Below are 22915 nucleotides of genomic sequence, written 5' to 3' on the forward strand. Positions count from 1 at the left end.
TCCACCTGTTCCCATTCCGAACACAGCAGTTAAGCGTCCGAAGGCCGAGGGTACTTCGTTGGAGACGACGCGGGAGTGTAGGTAGTTGCCGCAAAAGGGACTCGTGAATCGCGTGGTTCACGAGTTCTTTTACAAAATATGATAACGGCGGCTTTGGTGAAGCGGTTAACACACTGGATTGTGGCTCCAGCATGCATGGGTTCGATCCCCATAAGTCGCCCCATAGGGGTATAGCTCAATTGGTAGAGCAACGGTCTCCAAAACCGTAGGTTGTGAGTTCAAGTCTTACTGCCCCTGCCATTGAGATCAACCCGTATCGTGCAAACGATACGGTATTTTTATGCCTTCTACGTTCTTTTTCTTGTCAAAGATTCAATAATAGTGTAAAATGACACATGTGCAAAACGGCATATAATTTCCCGGGAATTTAAGGAGGAGATATACTCATGAAGAGATTCGTTCAGATGGCATTTGTGCTCTGCTTCACCTTGTTCGCTGTGCAGGCAAGCGCATCGCCCTATTCTGATAAAGTGACGCTGCAGGAAGGTGCAGTCATTACAAATATCAATCGTTTGGCTGTCGGCGCTCCTCTTTATATACCGGTCGGAGATGCCGCGCCTTCCCTTGAGATCTTGACCCAGGTCGTTGCAGATGCAAGCCGTATCACTCATGCGAATATCATTCCTTACGATACGGTTGTAAAGGGAATTCAGGAAGCGAAAGGCGTTGATATTAAGACCCTGCCACGCCGCGATGCTGCGAAGGAGTATAAGGACAATGTTGCAAACTTCGCAGATGCCTACATCATCCTGACGGTTGCAAACAACAGCCGCACGATTTTCTTCTTTGACGTCTACCGTTCCGGTTCGAACGATCTCCTTTATACCTACGAGGTACGTGCAAATAAATCCGACGGAGATACGGTGGCGACCTTTACGTCGCTCTCTGAGCAGTTCTATAAGAACTGGCAGCGGTCGGTCGAGGAACAGAATAAAGGTAAGTAAGATATCGTATTGGTAAGATATCGTATTGTTTAGAGCCCTCACATACGTGAGGGCTTTTTTCTGTCTTGAGACGAGTTTTATTACCAGCTACTGATAAATTTATTGACAAATGGGAAGTGCTGTAATAAGATAGACACGCTATCTTTTTGAACGGGTACTTTTGGGAGGCAAATTTTTGATATGAGTATAAATGAGAAACTCCGTAATATTGCGATCATCGCACATGTCGACCACGGCAAGACGACCCTTGTGGACGCGATGCTGCGGCAAAGCCACGTGTTCCGCTCGAACGAGCAGGTAGGAGAGCGTGTGATGGACTCGGGCGATATTGAGCGTGAGCGCGGGATTACGATTCTCTCGAAAAATACTGCCATTCTTTATGACGGGATCAAAATTAATATCGTAGACACACCGGGGCATGCGGATTTCGGCGGCGAGGTGGAGCGCGTCCTGAACATGGTGGACGGCGTGCTGCTCTTGGTGGATGCGTTTGAGGGACCGATGCCGCAGACGAAATATGTGCTGCGCAAGGCGCTCGAGCAAAAACTCAAACCGATCGTCGTCATCAATAAGATTGATCGTCCGGATCAGCGCGTGGACGACGTATATGACGAAGTACTGGAGCTCTTTATGGAGCTGGACGCGGACGACGATCAGCTCGATTTCCCCGTGATCTACGCGACGGCGCGCGACGGTATCGCAAAGTTCAACATGGAAGACGAGAGCGATAATCTCGAGCCGCTTATGCAGACGATTGTCAAGGAGATTCCCGCGCCGCAGGGCGATGCCGAAGGCCCTCTGCAGATGATGGTGACGACGCTCGAGGCAGACGATTATGTCGGCCGTGTCGCGATCGGCCGTATCATTCGGGGCTCTGTCCGTCCGAACCAGAATGTGGCGGTCATCAGCGGCGACCATGAGACGAAGGCCAAGATCGGCAAGGTCTATGTCTATCAGGGGCTCAAACGCGTCGATGTGGATGAGGCGGGGATGGGCGAGATTGTCGCGCTCACGGGACTCGGTGATGTGAGCATCGGTTATACGGTGGCGGATGTAGAGAATCCTGAGGCTCTGCCGACGATCAATATCGACGAACCCACACTCTCTATGACGTTCGGCGTCAATACGAGTCCGTTCGCAGGACGTGAGGGACAGTTCGTGACATCACGTCATCTGCGCGACCGTCTCTTTAAGGAGATCGAGACGAACGTCGCCATGCACGTCGAGGAGACGGATTCGGCAGATGTGTTCAAGGTCTCGGGACGCGGCGAACTGCATCTCTCCATTTTGATCGAGCAGATGCGCCGCGAGGGCTATGAACTCCAGGTCGGCAAGCCGGAGGTGGTCTATAAGACGATCAACGGGCAGCGCTGCGAACCGATGGAGAACCTGACGGTCGAGGTGCCGCAGGAATATATGGGCGCCGTCATGGAGGCACTCGGCACGCGCAAGGCGGAGCTGTCGAACATGACGGAACTCTCGGGCTATATCCGCATGGAGTTTTTCATCCCCGCGCGCGGCCTGATCGGCTTCCGTTCGGAACTCCTCACGAATACGAAGGGCAACGGCATTATGAATCACGTCTTCCACGGTTACGTCCCCTACAAGGGGGATATGAACGGGCGATCGCACGGATCTCTGGTGGCGTTCGAACAGGGGGAGACGACGGGCTACGGGATTTTCTCTCTGCAGGACCGCGGCACGATGTTCATTTCGCCGGGGCAGCAGGTTTACGAGGGCATGATCGTCGGCGAGAATTCGCGCGACATTGATATGGACATCAACCCGTGTAAGAAGAAGAACGTCACGAATCTGCGCACGTCGGCATCGGACGAGGCGATCCGACTCACACCGCCCCGTATTCTAAGCCTTGAACAGGCGCTCGAGTACATCAACGACGACGAGCTTGTCGAGGTGACGCCGGAAAATATTCGTTTGCGAAAGGCGATTCTCGATCGTACGGCACGCGGACGCGCTGCGAAAAATGCAAGGAAATAAGCGGCTATAGACCCTCAAAGAAAAATGTCAAGAAGAAAAAATATTTTTTAGCATGATTTTCTTGCATTTCTGAAAGAAATATGATAACATGTCTCCGTCAATAGGATTGAGACCTGTCACTAAATTTAGCGACAGAATATTTACTGAGGAAGGAAGATATAAATGGGTGCAAATTCATTCTTTGCCCGTGTGAAAGACATGCTTTCGCGTGTGGTGGACTCATTTATGCCAATGGCCGAAGAGGAGGAGTTCGAGGAGGAAGCCCGGCAGATCGGCGCACGTCAGGAGACGACCGCGTTGCGGGAGCGTCGTGTCGCCAACGGCGGGACGGTTTCGTATGCGGCTCCTTCCTACGGTACGGCTGCGCCGTACGCGGCAGGACGTACGTCCTCAACGGGGGATTCCGGCACGCAGTTTACCGTACATACGACGAAGGTAGCGGAACTCAAGGTTCGGATTCACCGCCCGCGGCGCTATGACGATGCGGCACCGGCCGTCGTTCAGCTCAAGCAGGGCATTGCGATTGCCGTCAATTTTGACTGCATGAACGAGCCCGAGCGCCGCCGTGTCTGCGACTTCCTCAACGGCGCCTGCTATGTGCTGCACGGTTCGGCGCGCGTCGTTTCAAGCACGATCATTTTTTACGCGCCGAAGGGTGTGGATGTGACCGAAGCGTTGATCATGACGAACTAATTGAATCGATATTACCGATCCGACATGGAAAGATCATTTTCTTTCCATGTTTTTTATTGGGGAATATGAAAAAATTCCTACGGAACATTGTTTTGTTTGTATTCTTATGCTATAATACACCGCAGTGTGAAAAAGCACGCGTTCCCGATAGCCAACCTGTGCCGCAGCTGCGGTGGTCCGGCACGTGAGGGACGCGGAAGAACAACAGGAGGTATTCTCATGGCAGTTATTTCAATGAAACAGCTTCTGGAGGCGGGCGTTCACTTCGGACACCAGACCCGCCGCTGGAACCCGAAGATGGCGCGTTACATCTTCACGGAGCGCAACGGCATCTACATCATCGATCTGCAAAAGACGGTGCGCAAAGTGGACGAAGCGTACAATTTCCTGCGCAGCGTCGCGCAGGAAGGAAAGTCCGTGCTCTTCATCGGTACGAAGAAGCAGGCGCAGGAGGCCATCCGCGAGGAGGCGCTGCGTGCGAATATGTTCTATGTCAACGAGCGCTGGCTCGGCGGCATGATGACGAACTTCCAGACGATTCAGCGCCGCATTCACCGGCTCAAGGAGCTTGAGGCGATGGAGGAGAACGGAACCTTCGAAGTTCTCACGAAAAAGGAAGTGCAGGGACTGCGCCATGAGATGGAAAAGCTCGAGCGCTATCTCGGCGGGATCAAGGATATGAACCGCCTGCCGGGCGCTCTCTTTGTCGTCGATCCGCGCAAAGAACGTATTGCCGTCGCCGAGGCGCGCAAGCTGAACATCCCTATCGTGGCGATCGTCGATACGAACTGCGATCCGGATGAAATCGACTATGTCATTCCGGGCAACGACGACGCAATCCGTGCGGTGAAACTCCTGACGGGCTGTATGGCGGACGCCGTGCTCGAGGGCAGTCAGGGCGGCGCGACGGAAGAAGCCGCGGCTGAATAAGGAATGAACAAGGGGGTAAGGGAGTATTATCCCTTGCCCTTTTTTTGATGAGGAGATCAAAATAGGAGGAATATATATGGCAACGATCAGTGCCGCAATGGTAAAGGAACTGCGCGAGCGTACGGGGGCAGGCATCATGGACTGCAAAAAGGCGCTTGCAGAGACCGACGGCGACATGCAGAAGGCGATCGACTATCTGCGTGAGAAGGGCATCGCGAAGGCGGAGAAGAAGGCCGGCCGCGTTGCCGCCGAAGGCGCCGTGACGGCGTATCTCTCGCATGACGCAAAGGTCGGCGCAATTGTTGAAATCAACTGCGAGACGGACTTTGCGGCGGGCAACGAGCAGTTCCGCGCGCTCAGCGCGAAGGTGGCAAAGCATATCGCAGACACGAATCCCGGGGATATCGATGCGCTCAACGCGAGCCGGCTGGACGGTAAGGATGTGGCGTCCCTTATCACCGAGGCGACGGCGACGATTGGCGAGAAGATTTCATTGCGCCGCTTTGCGCGGTATGAGAGCACGGGCCGCGTTGCGACCTATATTCACATGGGCGGCAAGATCGGTGTGCTCGTGGAACTCTCCGGCGGCGACGAGCAGCTCGGCAAGGATATCGCGATGCAGATTGCCGCGGCGATGCCGCTGGCAGTCGACCGCTCCGGCGTGACGGCGGAGCACATCGAGCATGAGAAGGAAGTGCTCCGCAAGCAGGCCCTCGAAGAGGGAAAGCCCGAGAAAATCATCGAGAAGATGGTCGAAGGGCGCATCAATAAGTTCTACGAGGAAGTCTGTCTGCTCGAGCAGAAGTTTGTGAAGGACCCCGAAAAGAAGATCTCGGAGGTGCTCGGCACCGTTCAGATCAAGGCGTTCACACGGTTCCAGCTGGGCGAGGGCATCGAGAAGAAGCAGGAAGATTTCGCTGCTGAAGTCGCCGCACAGATGCAGTAATAGCGCGTGAAGGAGAGCTGCCCGTCGGCAGCTCTTTTTTGCAGAGACAAAGCGGATTTTTTTGCAAAACTATGCTATAATATCGCAGAGTAGAGAGCGTGACAGGAGGAATCATCTTGGCAGCGAAATATCACCGCGTCGTTTTGAAACTCAGCGGAGAGGCTCTCGCGGGAGAGCAGGGCTTCGGCATCAACCCTTCTGTGGTCGAAGAGATCGCCGCACAGATTAAGAAGGTGCGGGATCACGGCATTGACATGGCGATCGTTGTGGGCGGCGGCAATATCTGGCGCGGGCTCTCGGGCAGCGCCAAGGGCATGGACCGTGCAACGGCAGATTACATGGGCATGATGGCGACGGTGATGAACGCTCTTGCGCTGCAGGATGCGCTCGAAAAACAGGAGGTCGATACGCGCGTGCAGAGCGCGATCGAAATGCGCCAGATCGCGGAGCCTTACATTCGACGCCGCGCGATTCGTCATATGGAGAAGGGGCGCGTCGTGATTTTCGGCGCGGGGACGGGCAATCCGTATTTCTCGACGGATACGACGGCGGCGCTCCGTGCCGCGGAGATCGAAGCCGACGTCATCCTCATGGCGAAGAAGGGGACGGACGGCATCTATGATTCCGACCCGAACAAGAATCCGGAGGCGAAGCGTTTTGAGGCGCTGGCCTATATCGATATTCTTCAAAAGGGGCTTGCCGTTATGGACGCGACGGCGACGAGCCTCTGTATGGACAATAAGATTCCCATCGTCGTGTTCAGTATCGACCGGTATGAAAATATTGCGCGCGCCTCGTTTGGGGAGGCGATTGGAACGACCGTAGGAGGCGAAGCCGTATGATCAAGGAGATCCTTTCCAAGCATGAGACGACTATGAATAAGGCGATCGAGGCGCTTCGCCGCGAGTTCTCGTCCCTGCGCGCGGGGCGCGCGACGCCGAATCTGCTCGATAAGGTGATGGTGCCGTATTACGGTACGCCGACGTCGGTCAACCAGCTCGCAAAGGTGACGGTGCCGGAGCCGCATATGATCGTCATTACACCGTGGGAAAAGTCCGTACTGCACGATATCGAGATTGCAATCTCAAAGTCCGATCTCGGTCTTTCGCCGAACTCGGACGGCAACGTGATCCGTCTCGCCATCCCGCAGCCGACGCAGGAGCGCCGCAAGGAACTGCTCAAGACGGTCGGCAAGAAAACGGAGGACGCGAAGGTCGCGCTCCGCAATATCCGCCGCGACGCGAACGAGGCGATCAAAAAACTCGAGAAAGATAAGGAAATCAACGAGGATGAATCCAAGCGCGGACAGGAATCCGTACAGAAGCTCATGGATAAATTCGTCAAGCAAATGGAAGAGATGCGCACGGCGAAGGAAAAAGAGGTTATGGAGATCTGATGCGGGAACTCTATACGGCGCGGCCTTGGCCGGCTGTTCGGAGAGAATTCGAGGCGGCGGGCATATCCTATACGGTGCGGCAGACGCGGTCGCCCCGTGATTTTTTTAAGGTAGACGAGCAGCGTCTCTATGTGGTTCGCACGAGGGAATCGGCGGGCGGCCTTGCGGTTATGATTGCGCCGGCACCCGGACGCAGCGCCTCTCTTGCCGCATATGACGCGGCCTGTCGCTGAGCGGAAAGAATTGCCCCTTCCGGCACTGCCGGAGGGGGATTTTGGCAGTAGGATCGTCGATCGGGGGCGGTGGGAAAAAGTTATGTGGAAACATATTTTTGGCGGCGGAAAATCGACTGCCAATCCACAGGAGCAGCCTTCGGCGATCGACTCGATTGATCGTACCAATATACCGCGTCATGTTGCTGTCGTTATGGACGGCAACGGCCGCTGGGCAAAGGCGCGAGGCCTTTCTCGTTCGGCGGGGCACGAGGCCGGGGCACGCACCTTAAAACGCATCGTACGCGCGGCCTCCGATATGGGCATCGAGGTGCTCACCGTATACGCCTTTTCGACGGAGAATTGGAAACGGCCGCCGATGGAGGTCGATTTCTTAATGCGCCTCTTCGATTCGTTCCTGCAGAGGGAGATTGAGGAACTGCATGCGGAGCATGTGCGGCTGCGCTTCATTGGGCGACGGGACCGATTCGGCGATCGGTTTTTACGCCGGATGCGGGAAGCGGAAGACCTCATGGCCGGCAATACGGGCATGAGGTTCAATGTGGCGGCAAACTACGGCGGTCAGGACGAGATCCTGCGTGCGGCGCGCAGCCTTGCGGCACGCGCGGCCGCAGGCGAACTCTCGCCTGAGGAGATCGATGAAGAATGTTTTTCAAATGCGCTCGATACGGCGGGAGATCCGCCGGTCGATCTCTTCATCCGCACGAGCGGGGATCTTAGGCTTAGTAATTTCCTGCTCTGGCAGTCCGCTTATGCGGAACTCTTTTTTACCGATACACACTGGCCGGATTTTACGCCGGAAGAGCTTGCCTCCGCTGTGAACGACTTCGCAGGACGGAATCGTCGGTTCGGCGGGCTCTCTGCGGATGATTAACATAGGAGGCTGTCTTTGATTACGCGTATGATTTCGGGGATTGTCGGCATAGGTCTTTCTGCTTACGTGATTCAGGAAGGCGGGCGAATGTTTGCGATCGCCGCGGCGGTGCTTGCCTTGCTTGCGTGGATTGAGTTCACGCGGGCATTTTCCCATCGCGGGGGGAATCCGACGCTCTTTACGGGCGTGCTCGGTATCGGAGGGATCCTTTACGGTGCTTTTTACGGAGCGCTTGACGTTATCCTGCTCTCCGTCACAGGCGCGACTCTCCTTGCCGTATTGAGCTGCGTGCTCCTCCGCGGGGATGTGTCGGTGCTCGATGTGGGCGTCTCCATTGCGGGGATCTGCTACATCGGTCTGCCGTTCGCACATCTCGTCATGCTGCGGCAGCTTTCGGGCGGGATATACACGACGCCTGTCGGAACGTTCGATCTAGGAACGGCGATGGTCTGGATCATGTTCATCGGCACATGGGCGAGCGACAGTTTCGCTTACTTTGCGGGGAATGCGTTTGGCTCGCATCGGCTGGCTCCGGCAATTAGCCCGAACAAGACGGTGGAAGGCTTTTTGGGGGGGCTTGTCGGGACGATTGCGGTTATGGTCGGCCTCGGATATGCGCTCCATTTTCCGCTCGAATATATGGCGGGACTTGGCGCCGCTATCGCTGTGCTCGCTACGTTGGGCGATCTCGTGGAGTCTATGATGAAACGCTATACGGGCATCAAGGATTCGGGTGCCGTTATCCCCGGGCACGGAGGCGTATGGGATCGCTTTGACAGCGTGCTCTTTACGGCGCCGCTCGTCTACTACTATACGATTTACTTTGTACTTTGATCATCGTGCAGTCATAAAGGAGACCCGATGTTAGAGAAGATTGTCGCGACCATTTTTGTATTTGGTCTGTTGGTCTTTGTCCATGAACTCGGCCACTTCATTACCGCCAAGCTGACGGGCATGCGTGTGGACGAGTTCGCGATCGGTTTCGGTCCGCGTCTCGTAAGTTTTCGCCGGGGAGAAACGCTCTATTCCATCCGTATCATACCGCTCGGCGGTTTCAACGATATCGCGGGCATGAATCCGGACGACAACGATGCGGGGGACCGCGGCTATTGCCGCAAACCGATCCTTTCGCGCATGTTTGTGATTCTTGCGGGTTCCGCGATGAATCTGATTCTGCCCGTCGCACTCTTCTTCGGCATCTTTTTCTTTGCCGGTGTGCAAACGCCGAACCCTGCGCCCGTGCTCGGCACTGTGCTTGCGGATCAGCCCGCGGCGCAGGCCGGGCTGCGGGCGCAGGACCGCATCCTCACGATCGACGGCCGACCGGTGGAGACATGGCAGTCCATGGTGGAGATGATCCGTGCCAATCAAGGGACGGTACCGCTGACAATGCAGGTCGAGCGTGAGGGGCAGGAATTGACGGTTAGCGTTATGCCGCGCTACGATACGGCACAAAAACGCGGCTATATCGGCATTGTCAACGATTTCGAGAGCACCTATCCGGGGTTCGTACAGTCCCTAACGATGGCGTTTGAGCGCACGGGCATGATCATCGTGATGATGCTGGATGCCCTGTACCGCATCATCCTCGAACTTTCCGGTTCAGAGCTTGCGGGGCCGATCGGTGTGGCACAGATGGCGGGCGAGGTTGCCGAGATGGGGATTGTGCCGCTGCTGAACTTTGCCGCACTCCTCAGCCTCAATCTCGGCATCATCAATTTGCTGCCGGTCCCCGCGCTGGACGGCGGACATTTCCTGACGCTCTGCGTCGAAGCCGTGCGCGGCAAACCGCTCAGCCCGAAGGTGATGCGCTACATTCAGAATGCGGGCGTGGGACTCATCATACTGCTCATGCTGCTCGCAATGAAGAACGATGTCGTCCGCATATTTGCAGGAGGCTGACTCAGGTTATGCCCACATATGAACGCCGCAAGACGCGGCAAATCCATATCGGCAATATTCCCGTCGGAGGGGGCGCCCCCATCTCCGTACAGTCGATGTGCAATACGAAGACGACGGATACGGAGGCGACCGTCCGACAGATCCGGGAACTCGCCGCGGCAGGATGCAATATTGTGCGGGTTGCCGTGCCCGATATGGCGGCGGCACAAAATCTCGGCAATATCATACGAGAAGTCAAGACGCCCCTCGTCGCCGATATTCACTTTGACTACAAATTGGCACTTGAGGCGATGAATCAGGGCATCTCGGCGCTGCGCATCAACCCGGGCAATATCGGCGGTACGGAGCGTGTGAAGAAAGTGGTAGCCGCGGCGCGTGCGGGCGGTATCCCGATCCGCATCGGCGTCAACGCCGGATCGCTCGACCACAAGATGCTGAAGAAGTACGGCGGGATCACCGCAGAGGCTCTTGTCGCGTCCGCGATGGAGCATGTGCGTGTCCTCGAAGAACTTAACTTTTACGATATGAAGATCTCGCTCAAGGCGCACGATGTGCCGCTGACTCTCGCGGCGTATCGTCTGATGAGCGAGCGCGTGGACTATCCGCTGCATCTCGGCATTACGGAGGCGGGGACGGCGGGCACGGGGATTATTAAATCCTCGGTCGGCGTCGGCGCGCTTCTTGCGGAGGGAATCGGCGATACGATCCGCATCTCTCTCACGGGGGATCCCGTCGTCGAGGTACGCACGGCAAATGAAATTTTGAAAGCCCTCGGGCTCAAAGAATACGGTCCCACTCTCGTCGCCTGCCCCACCTGCGGGCGCACGAGCATCAATCTCGTGGAGATTGCGGAGAAGGTGGAAGAGCGTCTGCGCGATATGGAGGATCCCATCGAGGTCGCCGTCATGGGATGCGTCGTCAACGGTCCGGGGGAAGCGCGCGGCGCGGACGTCGGCATCGCGGGGGGGAACGGCGAGGGGCTCATCTTCCGCAAGGGAGAGGTCGTACGAAAGGTGAAGGAAGAAGAACTGCTGTCCGAGCTATTCAAAGAAATCGATGCGATATTGGAGGAACGCAAGCAATCATGAGAGCGACGAATCTTTATGCGCCCACCCTTAGAAATACGCCTGCCGAAGCGGAGATCGCAAGCCACCGGCTCATGTATCGCGCGGGCCTCATCCGCAAATCCGCCGGCGGTATGTATACCTATCTGCCGCTGGCATGGCGCACGATCCGCAAGATCGAGCGGATCATCCGCGAGGAGATGGACGCCGCGGGCGGACAGGAGATCATGATGCCGATCCTCCAGCCGGCTGAACTCTGGGAGGAGAGCGGCCGCTGGGGGGCCTACGGCGCGGAGATGATGCGCGTCAAGGATCGCCATGAGCGCTCGTTCTGCCTCGGTCCCACGCACGAGGAGATGATCACGGCGCTTGTCCGTGACGAGCTGCGCTCCTACAAGCAGCTTCCCATCATGCTCTATCAGATTCAGGACAAATTCCGCGACGAACGCCGCCCGCGCTTCGGCGTCATGCGCAGCCGCGAGTTCATTATGCAGGACCTTTACTCCTTTGACAAGGACGTCGAGGGTATGCACGCATCCTACCGCAAGATGTATGAAGCCTATTCAAACGTATTTAGACGCTGCGGGCTGAATTTCCGCGCGGTCGAGGCGGACGCCGGCGCGATCGGCGGCGGCCGCTCCGAGGAATTCACCGTGCTCGCGCCCGAAGGCGAGTCGCGCATCGCCTGCTGCGATGCGTGCGGCTATGCAGCGAGCGACGAGAAGGCCCGGCTGCGCCCGATCGAGGCGCTCGACGAGACGGAACGCCCGCTTGAGAAAGTCGCGACTCCTCATACGAATACGATCGCGCTGCTGGCGGAATACCTCAAGATCCCCGTGGAAAAGACGATCAAGGCCGTCGCCTACCAGACGGAAGACGATACGCTCGTACTCGCCTTCCTGCGCGGCGATCACGAGGTCAACGAGGTCAAACTGGTCAATGCCGTCCCGGGGGCGCGCGAACTGCGTATGGCAGACGAGACAGCCATACGTGCGGCAGGGGGCTGTCCCGGCTTCATGAGCCCCATCGGCATCAAGGGGGGGACGCATATCGTTGTCGACGAGACGGCGATGCGGATGAAGAACGCCGTTTCGGGTGCGAACGAACAGGATTATCACTATATGAATGTCAATCCCGCGCGCGATTTCGGCAGCGTTACGGTCGCCGATATCCGGCTTGTCGCCGAGGGCGACCTATGCCCAGCGTGCGGGGAGGGGCGCCTCCATATCAGCCGCGGCATTGAGGCGGGGCAGATCTTTGCGCTTGGGACGAAGTACAGCGAGGCGATGCAGGCAAACTTCCTCGATGCCGACGGAAAGTTAAAGCCCCTGCAGATGGGCTGCTACGGCATCGGCGTCGGACGCACAATGGCGGCGGCGATCGAGCAGAACCGGGACGAGCACGGCATCATTTGGCCCCGCGCGATCGCCCCCTACGAAGTCGTCGTCGTTGCCGTCAACGCGAAAGTCCCGGAGCAGCTCGCCTACGCCGAGGAGATCTATGAAGAACTGCGCGCGGCGGGCGTTGACGTTCTGCTGGACGACCGCAGGGAGCGCGCGGGCGTGAAGTTCAACGACTGCGATCTGATCGGCTATCCCGTGCGCATTGCCATCGGGCCGAAGACAATTGAAAACGGCACAATCGAGGTCAAGCTGCGTCGGACGGGGGAGCTCGTGAACTTCGCAAGGGATACCTATCTGAAGGGCGTGCGCGATATGCTTGCCGCGCTTTGAATTTGAATAAGTGACGCGACGGTTTTATTTTAGATCCCGCGGCGCTTATTTTTATTACGGGATGCGGTATACGAAACGAAGGCTGTAGGGGCTAGGGTCCAAATAGATCGGAGACGATTTTTTTCGGCGTATTGAAAAGACGGTTTGTTATTGCTATAATGGTTCTATTCGAATAGATCCGATATGGGAGGTGGCTGTTGTGTTTCGTCCATTACCGTTCAACTTGAAAGAAAATGCCGAAAAGGGGCAGGAAATGCTCGGCAAGGTGCTTGAAACCGTTGTGGAGCATTCGTTTAACCCGCTGGACAAGGTCGGGGGGATGCTCTTCCCGTTCCGCGTCGATGTGATCGACTGTGAAAATCGCTACGAGCTGTTCGCGGAACTGCCCGGATTTTCCAAGGAGAGCATCGAGGTATCCTATCATGAGGACAGCAGACTGAAAATCAAGGCGGCGCGCGATGCGTCGGATTTCGCAGAGGCGAAGTTTCTCTGCCGCGAGCGTAAGACGGGCACATTCGAGCGCGATTTCCTCATTGACGACGTCGATGCGGCGGGCGTGTCCGTTTCCTACGAGGCGGGCGTTCTGCACGTTGTCCTGCCGAAACTTGAGGTTCAGACCTCTTGCCGTGTCTTTACGATTCAGTAAATTTTTTGAAGTAGGGAAAGAATTGTCGGGGAGGGCCGTTTATGGCAGAAGATCGGGATTGGGAGCTTTTTAAACAGAAATTGAAGGCGAAGACGGAAATCGATCTCGACCTTTATAAAGAGCCGCAGATGAAGCGGCGCATCAATAATCTGATCATGCGCGCGGGATACAAATCCTGCACGGAGTACTTTGACCATGTGTGCGGGAATAAGGACGACTTTGCGGCGTTCATCGAGTATCTCACCATCAATGTGTCGGAGTTCTTCCGCACGCCGGAGAAATTCAGCAAGCTTGAGACCGATGTCATTCCGGATCTCTTGAAACGATCGCCGAAACTCAATATTTGGAGTGCGGGCTGTTCGATCGGAGCGGAGCCGTATTCTCTTGCGATTATCATGAAGGAAATGACGCCGGGGACAAAGCACCGCATCCTCGCATCGGATCTCGATGTGGAGATTCTCGCGAAGGCTAAGCGCGGCGTCTATACGGCCGACGAGATCAAAAGCATGGCGCCGGAGCGCCGCCGCAAGTACTTCGACAAGGAGGGCGACAACTTTGCGGTCAAACAGGAGATCAAGAGCCTGATCGAGTTCAAGCGCCACAATCTCCTGCAGGATAAGTTCGAGACGGGGTTTGATCTGATCCTCTGCCGCAATGTTGTGATCTACTTTACCGATGAGGCGAAAGATCAGCTCTATCGGCATTTCTTTGAGGCACTGAAACCGGGCGGGATCCTCTTTGTCGGCGCGACGGAGTCGATCCTGAACTTCCGCAAGATGGGCTATACGAGTTTCCAGCCGTTCTTTTATCAACGGCCGCTCGAATCTTGACGGCGCGGCCGGTCGAGGCGCAGCGGCTGGCACTGCTGCGGCGTCAGATTGCGTGGGCCGAGGAAAAGACGTCGTTTTATCGCGAAGCGTTCGCGCGCACGGGCGTCGGTCCGGCCGATATCCGGTCTTTCGCCGATATGGATCGCCTGCCGCTTTTAGAGTGTGCAGCACAGGAAGGGGCGTCCGCCCCTTTTTTCATGCTTGCGCTTCCTCTTTCGGGACTTCTGCGTATGAGCGTGCTGCACGATGCGGCGGGGGATCCGGGCAGACCGCATTTTTACACGCGGGGCGACGTTGCGCGGCAGGTGCGGACGGCGGCGGAACTATTTACGGCATGCGGCGTCAACCGTGCGAGTACGGTGCTTCTTGCGGGGGATTTTGCCGACGGCAGGATGCTGGATCTTCAGTATGCGTTGGATATGATCGGGGCGCTGACGCTGCCGCTCGGTATCTCTCCCGACACGGAGAGGATGACGGCCGCACTGCGTGGCGCTGTGCCGGATACCCTCGTCGTCTGGGAGGAGGCACTGCCCGGACTGGCGGCCGCGCTGCGGGCCCGGGGGATTGTCGCGCAGCGCCTCGTTACGGTCGGGACGCGCATTGCGCCGACAAAGGAGTCGCGCAGCCTCTCTGCTGAGATCGCGGCGCAGCATATGCATATTTTGAGCAATGCCGCGCTTGGCGCGACGGTCGGATATTCCCGTGCGGGAGAAAACGGCATCCGGCTGGAGGAACGCCTTTTCTTTGCCGAAGTCCTCGATGCGGCGGGAAGAAGTCATATCGAAGACGGTGCGGCGGGAGAACTTGTACTCTCGACGCTTACGGCGGAGGCAATGCCGGTACTGCGCTATCGTACGGGACTAAAGGCGCGGTTGGAGCGGCGCGTACGCGACGCCGCAGAGATCGGTTTGTATATCATGGAGGTATGAAGAGTGGCGGATGATCGGCTGATTGCGGCGCTCGATGTGCCCACTCGCGGGGAAGCGGAAGCGCTCGTTGCGCGTCTTGGAGACAGCGTCGCTTACTATAAGGTCGGCATGGAGCTGTTTTATGCGTGCGGCGGCGATATCGTCATGTGGCTGAAGGAACAAGGGAAAAAAGTTTTTCTTGACCTTAAACTCCATGATATTCCGAACACGACCGCGCAGGGGCTGTGCTCGCTTTTGCGTCTCCGTCCCGATATCCTGAACGTGCACACGGCGGGCGGCCTGCGGATGATGCGCGCGGCGGCGGATGCCCTGCATGCGGCGGCGGAGGAACGGGGCGCCGCGTGTCCGAAGCTGATCGGGGTTACGGTTCTGACAAGCATGGATACGGGCGACTGGGCGGGACTCGGCCATGCGGGAACGATCGAGGATGCCGTTCTCCGGCGCGCGCGGCTTGCCCGAGAGGCGGGACTCGACGGCGTGGTGGCATCGCCGCAGGAGACGGCGCTCATACGGCGCACATGCGGTGCGGATTTTCTCGTCGTGACGCCGGGAATCCGTCCCGCGGGGGCGTCACGCGACGATCAGCGCCGCGTGACGACGCCGGCGGAGGCGGTTCGCGCAGGCGCGTCGCACATCGTCGTGGGGCGTGCGATTTATGCGGCGGAGGATCCGCGCGCAGCGGCGGAACAAGTGCTGCGGGAGATGGAGGAGATCTGATGACGGAAGAGGAAGTACGCGATCTGTTGGTGGAAACGGGCGCGATTATGGACGGTCATTTTTTGCTGACCTCGGGGCGGCACAGTTCGCAGTATGTGGAGAAATTTAACGTCCTGCAGCATCCGAAATATACGCAGCGGCTCTGCGAGGCGATGGCGGAGAAGTTCAAAGACGCGGGCATTGAGACGGTGGTCGGCCCCATGACGGGCGGTATCCTGCTCGCGCATGAGACGGGTAAGGCGCTCGGCACGCGCGCAATCTTTACGGAGCGTGTCGCGGGGAAGATGACGTTCCGCCGCGGTTTTACGCTGCGCAAAGGGGAGCGCGTCCTCATCGTCGAGGATATCGTGACGACGGGCGGCTCCATTAAAGAAGTCGTCGAGGTCGTGAAATCTGCGGGCGCCGTTCCGGCCGCGGTCTCGATGATCGTGGACCGCAGCGGCGGCAAGGCCGCGTTCGGCGATGTGCCGAAGTCCGTGCTCCTCACAATGGATGTGCGGAGCTACACGCCGGAGGAATGCCCCCTTTGTGCAGAAGGAATCCCGATGACCAAACGCGGGCGGACGGGTAAATAGGGAAACGGGCGAATGGCGGATTCATATACGGAGAAGATTGACGCCGCCCTTGCGGATTGGCGGAAGCTGGAGGAACTTCCGGAAGAGATCGTCGGCTTTCGGCGCACATATGAGCGCCAGCAGACGGAAGAGCGCTATGAGTTCTTTCGCTATGAGCATACGGAACTTCATCGCGCGGTGATCGGCTTTTATGACGCGGCGACGGATTCGTACAAGCTGCGCGTGCGGATCGGGGTCGTGAGTTATGCGTTGCCGGCTTTTATCCGTCAGGATCTCGAGAGTTTCGGCCGGGCGCTTGATATGTATCTGTCGCGCGTGATGGAGGAACTGACGGCCGAGACGCTGCATACGCAGGAGCTGGCGCCCGTGCGCGATGTGATCCTCGCGTGGCGGTACGGCGCGGCGCTGCCGAAGGAGTGTGAAGGATTCGCGCTCTTTGTGCGGCCGTCCTCTCCGGCCGCGCTGACGAACGGCTCCTATCTCGTCGTCGACTACGTGGATTTTGCCCGGGAAAGCGACGTCGGGATCTATTATAATTTTTACCGCAATGAGTTTTTTTGCGAGTACCACGTATGGGGCATGCCCTACGTCAGCTACGACTTCGACGCGGCGGATCTCGAGGAACTCGAGCGGCGCTTAGAACTGCATCTCGTGCAGTACCTCCGGATGGTGGCGGAAAAAGCGGATGCGGGGAGACCCGTGTGATATGTTTCGGTGTGAAAGAGAGGGAAACGTGCAGGGAGAGCGTTTGCAGGCGCTGCGCGGCGAGGTGCTCGCGCGGGCGGCGGGGCAGTTTCGCCGTATCGACGAGATCGCCGAGCACAATACGAAAAAAGTGCTCGATGCAATGCGCGCGTGCCGCGTGTCCGACGCGCACTTCGGCGTGAGCTTCGGCTATGCGTACAGCGATCTCGGGCGGGAAAAACTCGACGAACTCTATGCGCGCGTGTTCGGGGCCGAACGTGCGCTCGTGCGGACGCAGTTTGTCTCAGGGACGCATGCGCTTGCGACGGTATTATTCGGTATTCTGCGTCCGGGGGACGGTCTTGTCTCTGTGACGGGAAAGCCCTACGACACGATGCAGACGGTCATCGGTTACGATCACGGGAGTTCGGGTTCGTTGAAGGAGTTCGGCATCCGTTACGACGAATTGCCGCTGCGGGACGGTGCCGTCGACCTTGACGGCATCGCGCGCGTTATTGACGCGCAGACGAAGGTCGCCCTCATTCAACGGTCGCGCGGCTACAGCGAGCGGCGGCCGCTCAGCATCGAAGACATCCGTGAGATCGGCGCGCGCGTCAAGGCGGCGAATCCCGACTGCGTCTGTTTTGTAGACAACTGCTACGGGGAGTTTGTCGATACGCGCGAGCCGACCGATGTGGAGACGGTCGATATTACGGCGGGGTCGCTCATCAAGAATCCGGGCGGCGGGCTTGCGCCGACAGGCGGCTATATTGCGGGGCGCGGCGATTTGGTCAAAGCCACCTCTTACCGCCTCACGGCGCCGGGTATGGGGGATGAGCTCGGCGCGAGCCTTGCCTCCAATCGTCTGCTCTTTCAAGGGCTTTTTCTCGCCCCGCATGTTGTGGCACAGGCGCTCAAGGGGGCAATTTTTGCCGCGGGGGTCTTCGAGGGACTCGGTTATCGGACGTTCCCGCGCTTTACGGAAACACGCAGCGACATCATCCAGGCGGTTATCCTAGGGAATGCGGACCGCATGAAGGCGTTTGCCCGCGCGATCCAGGCGATGTCGCCCGTGGATTCGTTCGCCGCGCCCGAGCCGTGGGATATGCCGGGCTATGCGGATCAAATCATCATGGCGGCGGGGACCTTCGTGCAGGGGGCGTCTATCGAGCTGAGCGCAGACGGCCCGATGCGGGAGCCGTACTGCATCTATATGCAGGGCGGGCTTACGTTTGAACATGCGGCGCTCGCCGTGACGGCGGCGGCAGAGGCGATTGGGACGGGGCGAGATTTTGGCGCCTAGCGTCGTCATACGAAAAAATCCCCCGCGTGCGGACGGGCGCGCGGGGGATTTGCAGCGTATATACTTAGGCTTCGGGGAATGCGACGACGAGGAGCATCTTAAATCCCTTGTCCTTTGCCGCGTAAACCGAATGCGGATGCCGCGCGGGCATAACGATGCTCTCGCCTTCTTTGAGGTTGTAAACCGTGTCGTCGATCGTAATCACGCCCGCACCCTCGAGCGCGGTGACGAGCGCGTCTCCCTTCGACTCGTGCGTGCTGACGCCTTCGCCTTTGGCAAAGGCAAAGAGGGTGATCCCAAGCCCATTATTCTGAACGAGCGTCTTGCTGACGACCTGCCCCTCCACATATGCGACCTGTTCTTTGAGTAGAAGGGCCTGCTTGTGATCGATGTTATTTAAGATGGACATGATATTCCTCCTCCATGTATCGGTTGATTTGTTATGTGTCCAGCATACAATGAAGCGTGCCCGCAGGGCTGTGACTGAAACCACAATTCCGATGAAAATACTCGGAATGAAAGAAAAGCGAAGCTTTTTTTCTTATTGTCAAATGTCGGATGTTGTCCTATAATACGGATAGATTATTTTTATAAATCAGACAATCGTTCAAAAAGGAGGCTGAGACGATGGCATTGGATCGCAATGAGGTGATCGAACAAGTTCGTAAACTGAGCGCGGCGCCCTCCGTCTATGGAGGACTGAAGGAAAAGGCGGACGCATTCCTTGGCGCCGTGGATACGGCGCGGGAAAAACCGGCGTACGAGGCTTTGATTGAAGAGATCAAGAGCGACGTGCTGACGATCGATCAGCTCATCGGATTTACGGACTCCCCCGAGGGGATCGCCGCGTTTGGCGAGAAAAAGGCGAGCGGCCTGACGATTGCCGCGAAGAAAGCAAAATCGCAAGGAGAGACGACCTGTATTTGCCCCGCGTGTCAGGCGGGCAAGGTCATCCTAGAGAATAGGGCCGCAATTGCCTCATAAGAACGACGGAAGGAAAGGAGCTGCTGCACGAATCATTTCGTGTAACAGCTTTTTTATTGAGTCTCAAAGAGACCGGAGGGGGAAGATATGACAGTCGCCGACGTCTATATCAATATCCCCGTCAAGAGCATTGCGCGCGCATTTACCTATACCGTTCCCCCGGAGCTCCCGCAGATCGGCGCGGGGTGGCGCGTCTTCGTCCCCTTCGGCAATATGCGCGTGGAGGGATTCGTCGTCGATGTGCGGCCCCTGGATGAGACGCGGGACGGGGCGCATAAACTGCGCGCCGTGCTCGACGCGGTGGACGAAGAAGCGTGGTTCACACCGGAGCTTCTCGCGGCCGCGCGGGAACTATCGGACTTTTATCTTTGCTCCGCCGCAGAAATCATGCGTCTCTTCATGCCGGGCAAGAGCGGCCTGCGGATCTTTCCCGTCTATGAGGCGGCGGAAGACGCGGACCCCGCGCATCCTCTGTTGGCGGACGTCCGTGCGCGCGCCGTCTATGACTTTCTCCTGCAGAGCGGCGGGCATCGCATGGCGGAACTGCGCCGCGCGCTGCCCGACATGCCGGCGGAAGAGACGGTCGAGAAACTCCTGCGCTATCGCCTCGTGCACAAGAGATATCATGCCGACCGGCGGGATAAGGCGCGTTATGAAAAATATTATGCGGCTGCGGCAGAGATCACGGACGAGCGCCTTGCGGCATTTGCACGGAAACCCGCGCAGCTGCGTGCCCTGCGGATTTTCCAAGATCGGGAGGAACATGCGCTCCCTGCGCTGAAGCAGGCGGGGATCTCGCCCGCGACGGTGAAACGCCTTTGTGCGGAGCGGCTCGTCAAAGAGCATCTGCGCCGCAAGACGCGGGACAGCTACGGCGACCGCCGTGCGGCTGCCGTACGGGAGGCGCCGCTGACAGAGGCGCAGGCGCATGCGGTGAACGCTCTTCGCGAGGGACTTGCCGCCGATGCGTACCGCGGTTATCTCCTGCACGGCGTCACAGGCAGCGGCAAAACGCGCGTTTACATCGAAATCGCGCGTGCCGTGCGCGCCCGCGGGCGGCAGGTGGTTGTGCTCGTGCCGGAAATCGCGCTCACGGGGCAGCTCATCACCGCGTTTCGGGAAGTGTTTGCGGACGATATCGTCGTCATGCACAGCCGCCTTTCGCTCGCGGAGCGCAACGATGCGATCTTCCGCGTGCGGCGCCGGGAGGCCGGCATCATCATCGGGGCCCGCTCGGCACTCTTCACCCCCGCGGACAACGTCGGCTGCATCATCCTCGACGAAGAGCAGGACATGTCGTACAAGCAGGACGAATCCCCGCGCTATCATGCGCGTGCCGTCGCAGAGATCCTCGCGCGGCGCCACGGCGCGCTCCTCCTGCTGGGCAGCGCGACGCCCGCGCTCGAGACCTATGCGCGGGCGCGCGGGGGCGCGCTGACCCTCCTCACGATGCCGGAGCGCATCGGCAGTCAACCGCTCCCGCATGTGCGCGCCGTGGATATGCGGGAGGAACTCCGCCGGGGCCGGCGTACGATTATCTCGCAGACCCTGCGCGATCTCCTCACGGAGACCCTGGCGCGGCGCGAGCAGGCGATTATCATGCTCAATCGGCGCGGGTATTCGACTTTCGTCATGTGCCGCGCCTGCGGTGCGGTCGTCACCTGCAAGGACTGCGGGCTCCCGCTCGTCTATCATACGAACGGAACGCTCGTCTGCCATCACTGCGATCGGCGGGCCGCCGTACCGGAGACCTGTCCCGCCTGCGGCAGCCGTTATATCAAATATTTCGGCTCCGGCACGGAGAAACTCGAGGAGGAGCTCCTTCAGCTGCTGCCCACGGCGCGTGTCCTGCGTATGGACCGCGACACGACGGGGCGGAAACTCGCCCATGACGAGATCCTGGCGCAGTTTCGCAGCCGCGGCTATGACATCCTGCTCGGCACGCAGATGGTGGCAAAGGGGCACGACCTTCCCGGCGTACAGACCGTCGGCATCATCAGTGCGGATGCGAGTCTCAATCTGCCGGATTTCCGCGCGGCCGAACGCTGCTTTATGCTCATCACGCAGACGGCGGGGCGCGCGGGGCGTCACGGCGCGCGGGGCGAGGTCGTCGTGCAGACCTACAACCCCGAGCACTATGCCGTCCGCTGTGCCATGCGGCAGGACTATCGAGCCTTTTACGAGCGGGAAATTGTCTTGCGGCGCGAGCTCTTCTACCCGCCGTTCAGCCGCCTTGTGAAACTTCTCTTCCACGCGCCGCGCCGCGACGAAGCGTGGGAGACGGCGGAGAATTTTGCCTCCGCATGCCGCCGGCAGTTCGGAGCGGCGAAGGGGCGCGCCGTCATCGGACCGTCGCCCGCGCTCATAGAGAAAGAGCGCAGCGCGTATCGGTTCATCGTATTGATCAAGACGGATGAGCTTGCGCCCGTCCGGGAATTTTTACGTGAAAAAGAACTGCATTTACGGAATGACGTAGCTATTGATATTGATCCGATGGCTATATTTTGAAAAAGCCATTGTAAATAATTATAAATCATGGTAATCTTGACAAAGATAGGACGATGAGGGAAGTCGAATGGTGACGATTTTCGGATATGCGAAGATCAATTTGACGCTGGACATTTTGGGCGTACGGGATGACGGTTATCATGAGATTGCGACGGTCATGCAGTCGTTGGCGCTCAGAGACGAACTGACGCTGCGTCAGCGGGCGGAGGGCATCAGCCTCCGCGTGGATGTGCCGGGACTGGAGACGGATGCGCGCAATCTCGCGTATCGTGCCGCGGCGCTCCTCATAGAGGAGTGCGGCATCCGCGGCGGCGTGCATATCGACATCGTGAAGCGCGTCCCCGTTGCGGCCGGCCTTGCCGGCGGCAGCGCGGATGCGGCGGCGGCGCTGCGCGGGATGAACGAACTGTACGGCCTCGGCCTGACGGATGAGGAACTCCGCGGATTCGGGGCGCGGATCGGCTCGGATATTCCCTTTTCCCTGACGGGCGGCACTGTGTTTGCCACAGGCCGCGGCGAGATCATGGAACGGCTCTCCGATTTCCCGGAGACGGCTGTTCTGCTGGCGAAACCTCCCGTTGCGGTCTCGACGCCGTGGGCCTATCGTTCCTACGACGCGCATCCCCCGGAAAAGCACCCGGATAATGCGGCGTTCCTGCAGGCGCTTGCACACGGCGACGTCCATGCCTGTGCAAGACTTGCCGTCAACGTGCTCCAACCGGTCACGGAGGCGGCGCACCCGGTGATTGCCGATTACCGCGCGCGCATGCGCACGGGCGGCGCCGCGTGTGCGATGATGTCGGGCAGCGGGCCCACCGTATTCGGACTCTTTGCCGATGCGGCGGCCGCCGCACATACGGCCGAGGCGTTCCGCCGCGAGACGGACGCCGAAGTGCACCTGACACGGACAGCCAAGATGACGATGATAAAACGAACGTAATACCGAATCTGCATTGAAGGGATTTT

At 58.4% G+C, this 22915-nt stretch carries 24 protein-coding genes and 2 tRNA genes; 25 read left to right on the forward strand and 1 reads right to left on the reverse strand.

From position 1 onward, the window contains the following. The first annotated feature begins 147 nt into the window (after positions 1-147). The 22 genes from HMPREF9161_RS00135 (at position 148) to HMPREF9161_RS00240 (ending at position 18457) form a co-directional block, all read left to right on the forward strand. A tRNA-His gene (locus HMPREF9161_RS00135) sits at positions 148-223 on the forward strand. 1 nt (position 224) lies between these two features. Then, positions 225-300: transfer RNA gene (locus HMPREF9161_RS00140), tRNA-Trp, on the forward strand. A gap of 146 nt (positions 301-446) precedes the next feature. Further along, positions 447-1004: a hypothetical protein gene (locus HMPREF9161_RS00145; protein ID WP_009727638.1), complete on the forward strand. Its 558-nt coding sequence runs from the start codon at positions 447-449 to the stop codon at positions 1002-1004. 180 nt (positions 1005-1184) lie between these two features. Further along, positions 1185-3002, forward strand: coding sequence for a translational GTPase TypA (typA, locus tag HMPREF9161_RS00150; protein WP_009727639.1), 1818 nt, complete (start codon positions 1185-1187; stop codon positions 3000-3002). Between the two features lie 162 nt (positions 3003-3164). Then, positions 3165-3695, forward strand: a complete 531-nt coding sequence (gene sepF, locus HMPREF9161_RS00155) for a cell division protein SepF (protein ID WP_009727640.1) — start codon at positions 3165-3167, stop codon at positions 3693-3695. 219 nt (positions 3696-3914) lie between these two features. After that, on the forward strand, positions 3915-4625 hold the full coding sequence (gene rpsB / locus HMPREF9161_RS00160) for a 30S ribosomal protein S2 (protein WP_009727641.1): 711 nt from the start codon (positions 3915-3917) through the stop codon (positions 4623-4625). 76 nt (positions 4626-4701) lie between these two features. Continuing rightward, positions 4702-5571: a translation elongation factor Ts gene (gene tsf / locus HMPREF9161_RS00165; protein WP_009727642.1), complete on the forward strand. Its 870-nt coding sequence runs from the start codon at positions 4702-4704 to the stop codon at positions 5569-5571. Positions 5572-5687: 116 nt separating this feature from the next. Next, on the forward strand, positions 5688-6413 hold the full coding sequence (gene pyrH, locus HMPREF9161_RS00170) for a UMP kinase (RefSeq protein ID WP_009727643.1): 726 nt from the start codon (positions 5688-5690) through the stop codon (positions 6411-6413). Beyond that, positions 6410-6967, forward strand: a complete 558-nt coding sequence (gene frr, locus HMPREF9161_RS00175; protein WP_009727644.1) for a ribosome recycling factor — start codon at positions 6410-6412, stop codon at positions 6965-6967. The genes pyrH and frr overlap by 4 nt, the downstream gene beginning before the upstream one ends. Further along, positions 6967-7200, forward strand: a complete 234-nt coding sequence (locus HMPREF9161_RS00180; protein WP_009727645.1) for a hypothetical protein — start codon at positions 6967-6969, stop codon at positions 7198-7200. The genes frr and HMPREF9161_RS00180 overlap by 1 nt, the downstream gene beginning before the upstream one ends. An 82-nt stretch (positions 7201-7282) precedes the next feature. Next, the gene (locus HMPREF9161_RS00185; protein WP_009727646.1) at positions 7283-8074 is read left to right on the forward strand and encodes an isoprenyl transferase; all 792 of its coding nucleotides are present in this window, start codon (positions 7283-7285) and stop codon (positions 8072-8074) included. A gap of 15 nt (positions 8075-8089) precedes the next feature. Beyond that, positions 8090-8908, forward strand: coding sequence for a phosphatidate cytidylyltransferase (locus tag HMPREF9161_RS00190; RefSeq protein WP_009727647.1), 819 nt, complete (start codon positions 8090-8092; stop codon positions 8906-8908). Between the two features lie 27 nt (positions 8909-8935). Next, positions 8936-9976, forward strand: a complete 1041-nt coding sequence (gene rseP, locus HMPREF9161_RS00195; protein WP_009727648.1) for an RIP metalloprotease RseP — start codon at positions 8936-8938, stop codon at positions 9974-9976. A gap of 8 nt (positions 9977-9984) precedes the next feature. Continuing rightward, positions 9985-11064, forward strand: a complete 1080-nt coding sequence (gene ispG / locus HMPREF9161_RS00200; RefSeq protein WP_009727649.1) for a flavodoxin-dependent (E)-4-hydroxy-3-methylbut-2-enyl-diphosphate synthase — start codon at positions 9985-9987, stop codon at positions 11062-11064. Next, positions 11061-12773: a proline--tRNA ligase gene (locus HMPREF9161_RS00205; protein ID WP_009727650.1), complete on the forward strand. Its 1713-nt coding sequence runs from the start codon at positions 11061-11063 to the stop codon at positions 12771-12773. The genes ispG and HMPREF9161_RS00205 overlap by 4 nt, the downstream gene beginning before the upstream one ends. Before the next feature lie 199 nt (positions 12774-12972). Beyond that, the gene (locus HMPREF9161_RS00210; RefSeq protein WP_009727651.1) at positions 12973-13419 is read left to right on the forward strand and encodes an Hsp20 family protein; all 447 of its coding nucleotides are present in this window, start codon (positions 12973-12975) and stop codon (positions 13417-13419) included. Between the two features lie 41 nt (positions 13420-13460). Next, the gene (locus tag HMPREF9161_RS00215) at positions 13461-14249 is read left to right on the forward strand and encodes a protein-glutamate O-methyltransferase CheR (RefSeq protein ID WP_009727652.1); all 789 of its coding nucleotides are present in this window, start codon (positions 13461-13463) and stop codon (positions 14247-14249) included. Continuing rightward, positions 14246-15178, forward strand: coding sequence for a hypothetical protein (locus tag HMPREF9161_RS00220; RefSeq protein ID WP_009727653.1), 933 nt, complete (start codon positions 14246-14248; stop codon positions 15176-15178). Before HMPREF9161_RS00215 ends, HMPREF9161_RS00220 begins: the two co-directional genes overlap by 4 nt. 3 nt (positions 15179-15181) lie before the next feature. Then, entirely contained in the window at positions 15182-15895 is a 714-nt protein-coding gene (gene pyrF / locus HMPREF9161_RS00225) for an orotidine-5'-phosphate decarboxylase (protein ID WP_009727654.1), read from the forward strand. After that, positions 15895-16470, forward strand: a complete 576-nt coding sequence (gene pyrE, locus HMPREF9161_RS00230; protein WP_009727655.1) for an orotate phosphoribosyltransferase — start codon at positions 15895-15897, stop codon at positions 16468-16470. The genes pyrF and pyrE overlap by 1 nt, the downstream gene beginning before the upstream one ends. A gap of 12 nt (positions 16471-16482) precedes the next feature. Next, entirely contained in the window at positions 16483-17175 is a 693-nt protein-coding gene (locus HMPREF9161_RS00235; RefSeq protein WP_009727656.1) for a hypothetical protein, read from the forward strand. Between the two features lies 1 nt (position 17176). Continuing rightward, the gene (locus tag HMPREF9161_RS00240; RefSeq protein ID WP_369791782.1) at positions 17177-18457 is read left to right on the forward strand and encodes an aminotransferase class I/II-fold pyridoxal phosphate-dependent enzyme; all 1281 of its coding nucleotides are present in this window, start codon (positions 17177-17179) and stop codon (positions 18455-18457) included. Positions 18458-18521: 64 nt separating this feature from the next. Here HMPREF9161_RS00240 and HMPREF9161_RS00245 read toward each other — a convergent pair whose 3' ends face one another. After that, positions 18522-18866 (reverse strand): cupin domain-containing protein, encoded by a 345-nt coding sequence (locus HMPREF9161_RS00245; protein ID WP_009727658.1) that lies wholly within the window; start codon positions 18864-18866, stop codon positions 18522-18524. 218 nt (positions 18867-19084) lie between these two features. Between HMPREF9161_RS00245 and HMPREF9161_RS00250 the strand changes: the two genes are divergently transcribed. The 3 genes from HMPREF9161_RS00250 to ispE all read left to right on the forward strand — a co-directional run bounded on the left by HMPREF9161_RS00250 (position 19085) and on the right by ispE (position 22889). After that, entirely contained in the window at positions 19085-19441 is a 357-nt protein-coding gene (locus tag HMPREF9161_RS00250) for a hypothetical protein (protein ID WP_009727659.1), read from the forward strand. An 87-nt stretch (positions 19442-19528) separates the two neighbouring features. Continuing rightward, the gene (priA, locus tag HMPREF9161_RS00255; protein ID WP_009727660.1) at positions 19529-21949 is read left to right on the forward strand and encodes a primosomal protein N'; all 2421 of its coding nucleotides are present in this window, start codon (positions 19529-19531) and stop codon (positions 21947-21949) included. Between the two features lie 67 nt (positions 21950-22016). Next, positions 22017-22889 (forward strand): 4-(cytidine 5'-diphospho)-2-C-methyl-D-erythritol kinase, encoded by an 873-nt coding sequence (gene ispE, locus HMPREF9161_RS00260; RefSeq protein WP_009727661.1) that lies wholly within the window; start codon positions 22017-22019, stop codon positions 22887-22889. Positions 22890-22915: the final 26 nt, after the last annotated feature.

The sequence above is a fragment of the Selenomonas sp. F0473 genome, from assembly GCF_000315545.1.
GTDB lineage: Bacteria > Bacillota > Negativicutes > Selenomonadales > Selenomonadaceae > Centipeda.

Coding starts and splice junctions, on each gene's coding strand:
- HMPREF9161_RS00240 (WP_369791782.1), top strand. CDS start 17,177: ATGTTTCGGTGTGAAAGAGAGGGAAACGTGCAGGGAGAGCGTTTGCAG.
- frr (WP_009727644.1), top strand. CDS start 6,410: ATGATCAAGGAGATCCTTTCCAAGCATGAGACGACTATGAATAAGGCG.
- HMPREF9161_RS00215 (WP_009727652.1), top strand. CDS start 13,461: ATGGCAGAAGATCGGGATTGGGAGCTTTTTAAACAGAAATTGAAGGCG.
- rpsB (WP_009727641.1), top strand. CDS start 3,915: ATGGCAGTTATTTCAATGAAACAGCTTCTGGAGGCGGGCGTTCACTTC.
- HMPREF9161_RS00145 (WP_009727638.1), top strand. CDS start 447: ATGAAGAGATTCGTTCAGATGGCATTTGTGCTCTGCTTCACCTTGTTC.
- ispE (WP_009727661.1), top strand. CDS start 22,017: ATGGTGACGATTTTCGGATATGCGAAGATCAATTTGACGCTGGACATT.
- tsf (WP_009727642.1), top strand. CDS start 4,702: ATGGCAACGATCAGTGCCGCAATGGTAAAGGAACTGCGCGAGCGTACG.
- HMPREF9161_RS00245 (WP_009727658.1), bottom strand. CDS start 18,866: ATGTCCATCTTAAATAACATCGATCACAAGCAGGCCCTTCTACTCAAA.
- rseP (WP_009727648.1), top strand. CDS start 8,936: ATGTTAGAGAAGATTGTCGCGACCATTTTTGTATTTGGTCTGTTGGTC.
- HMPREF9161_RS00180 (WP_009727645.1), top strand. CDS start 6,967: ATGCGGGAACTCTATACGGCGCGGCCTTGGCCGGCTGTTCGGAGAGAA.
- pyrE (WP_009727655.1), top strand. CDS start 15,895: ATGACGGAAGAGGAAGTACGCGATCTGTTGGTGGAAACGGGCGCGATT.
- HMPREF9161_RS00235 (WP_009727656.1), top strand. CDS start 16,483: ATGGCGGATTCATATACGGAGAAGATTGACGCCGCCCTTGCGGATTGG.
- HMPREF9161_RS00205 (WP_009727650.1), top strand. CDS start 11,061: ATGAGAGCGACGAATCTTTATGCGCCCACCCTTAGAAATACGCCTGCC.
- priA (WP_009727660.1), top strand. CDS start 19,529: ATGACAGTCGCCGACGTCTATATCAATATCCCCGTCAAGAGCATTGCG.
- HMPREF9161_RS00250 (WP_009727659.1), top strand. CDS start 19,085: ATGGCATTGGATCGCAATGAGGTGATCGAACAAGTTCGTAAACTGAGC.
- typA (WP_009727639.1), top strand. CDS start 1,185: ATGAGTATAAATGAGAAACTCCGTAATATTGCGATCATCGCACATGTC.
- ispG (WP_009727649.1), top strand. CDS start 9,985: ATGCCCACATATGAACGCCGCAAGACGCGGCAAATCCATATCGGCAAT.
- HMPREF9161_RS00185 (WP_009727646.1), top strand. CDS start 7,283: ATGTGGAAACATATTTTTGGCGGCGGAAAATCGACTGCCAATCCACAG.
- sepF (WP_009727640.1), top strand. CDS start 3,165: ATGGGTGCAAATTCATTCTTTGCCCGTGTGAAAGACATGCTTTCGCGT.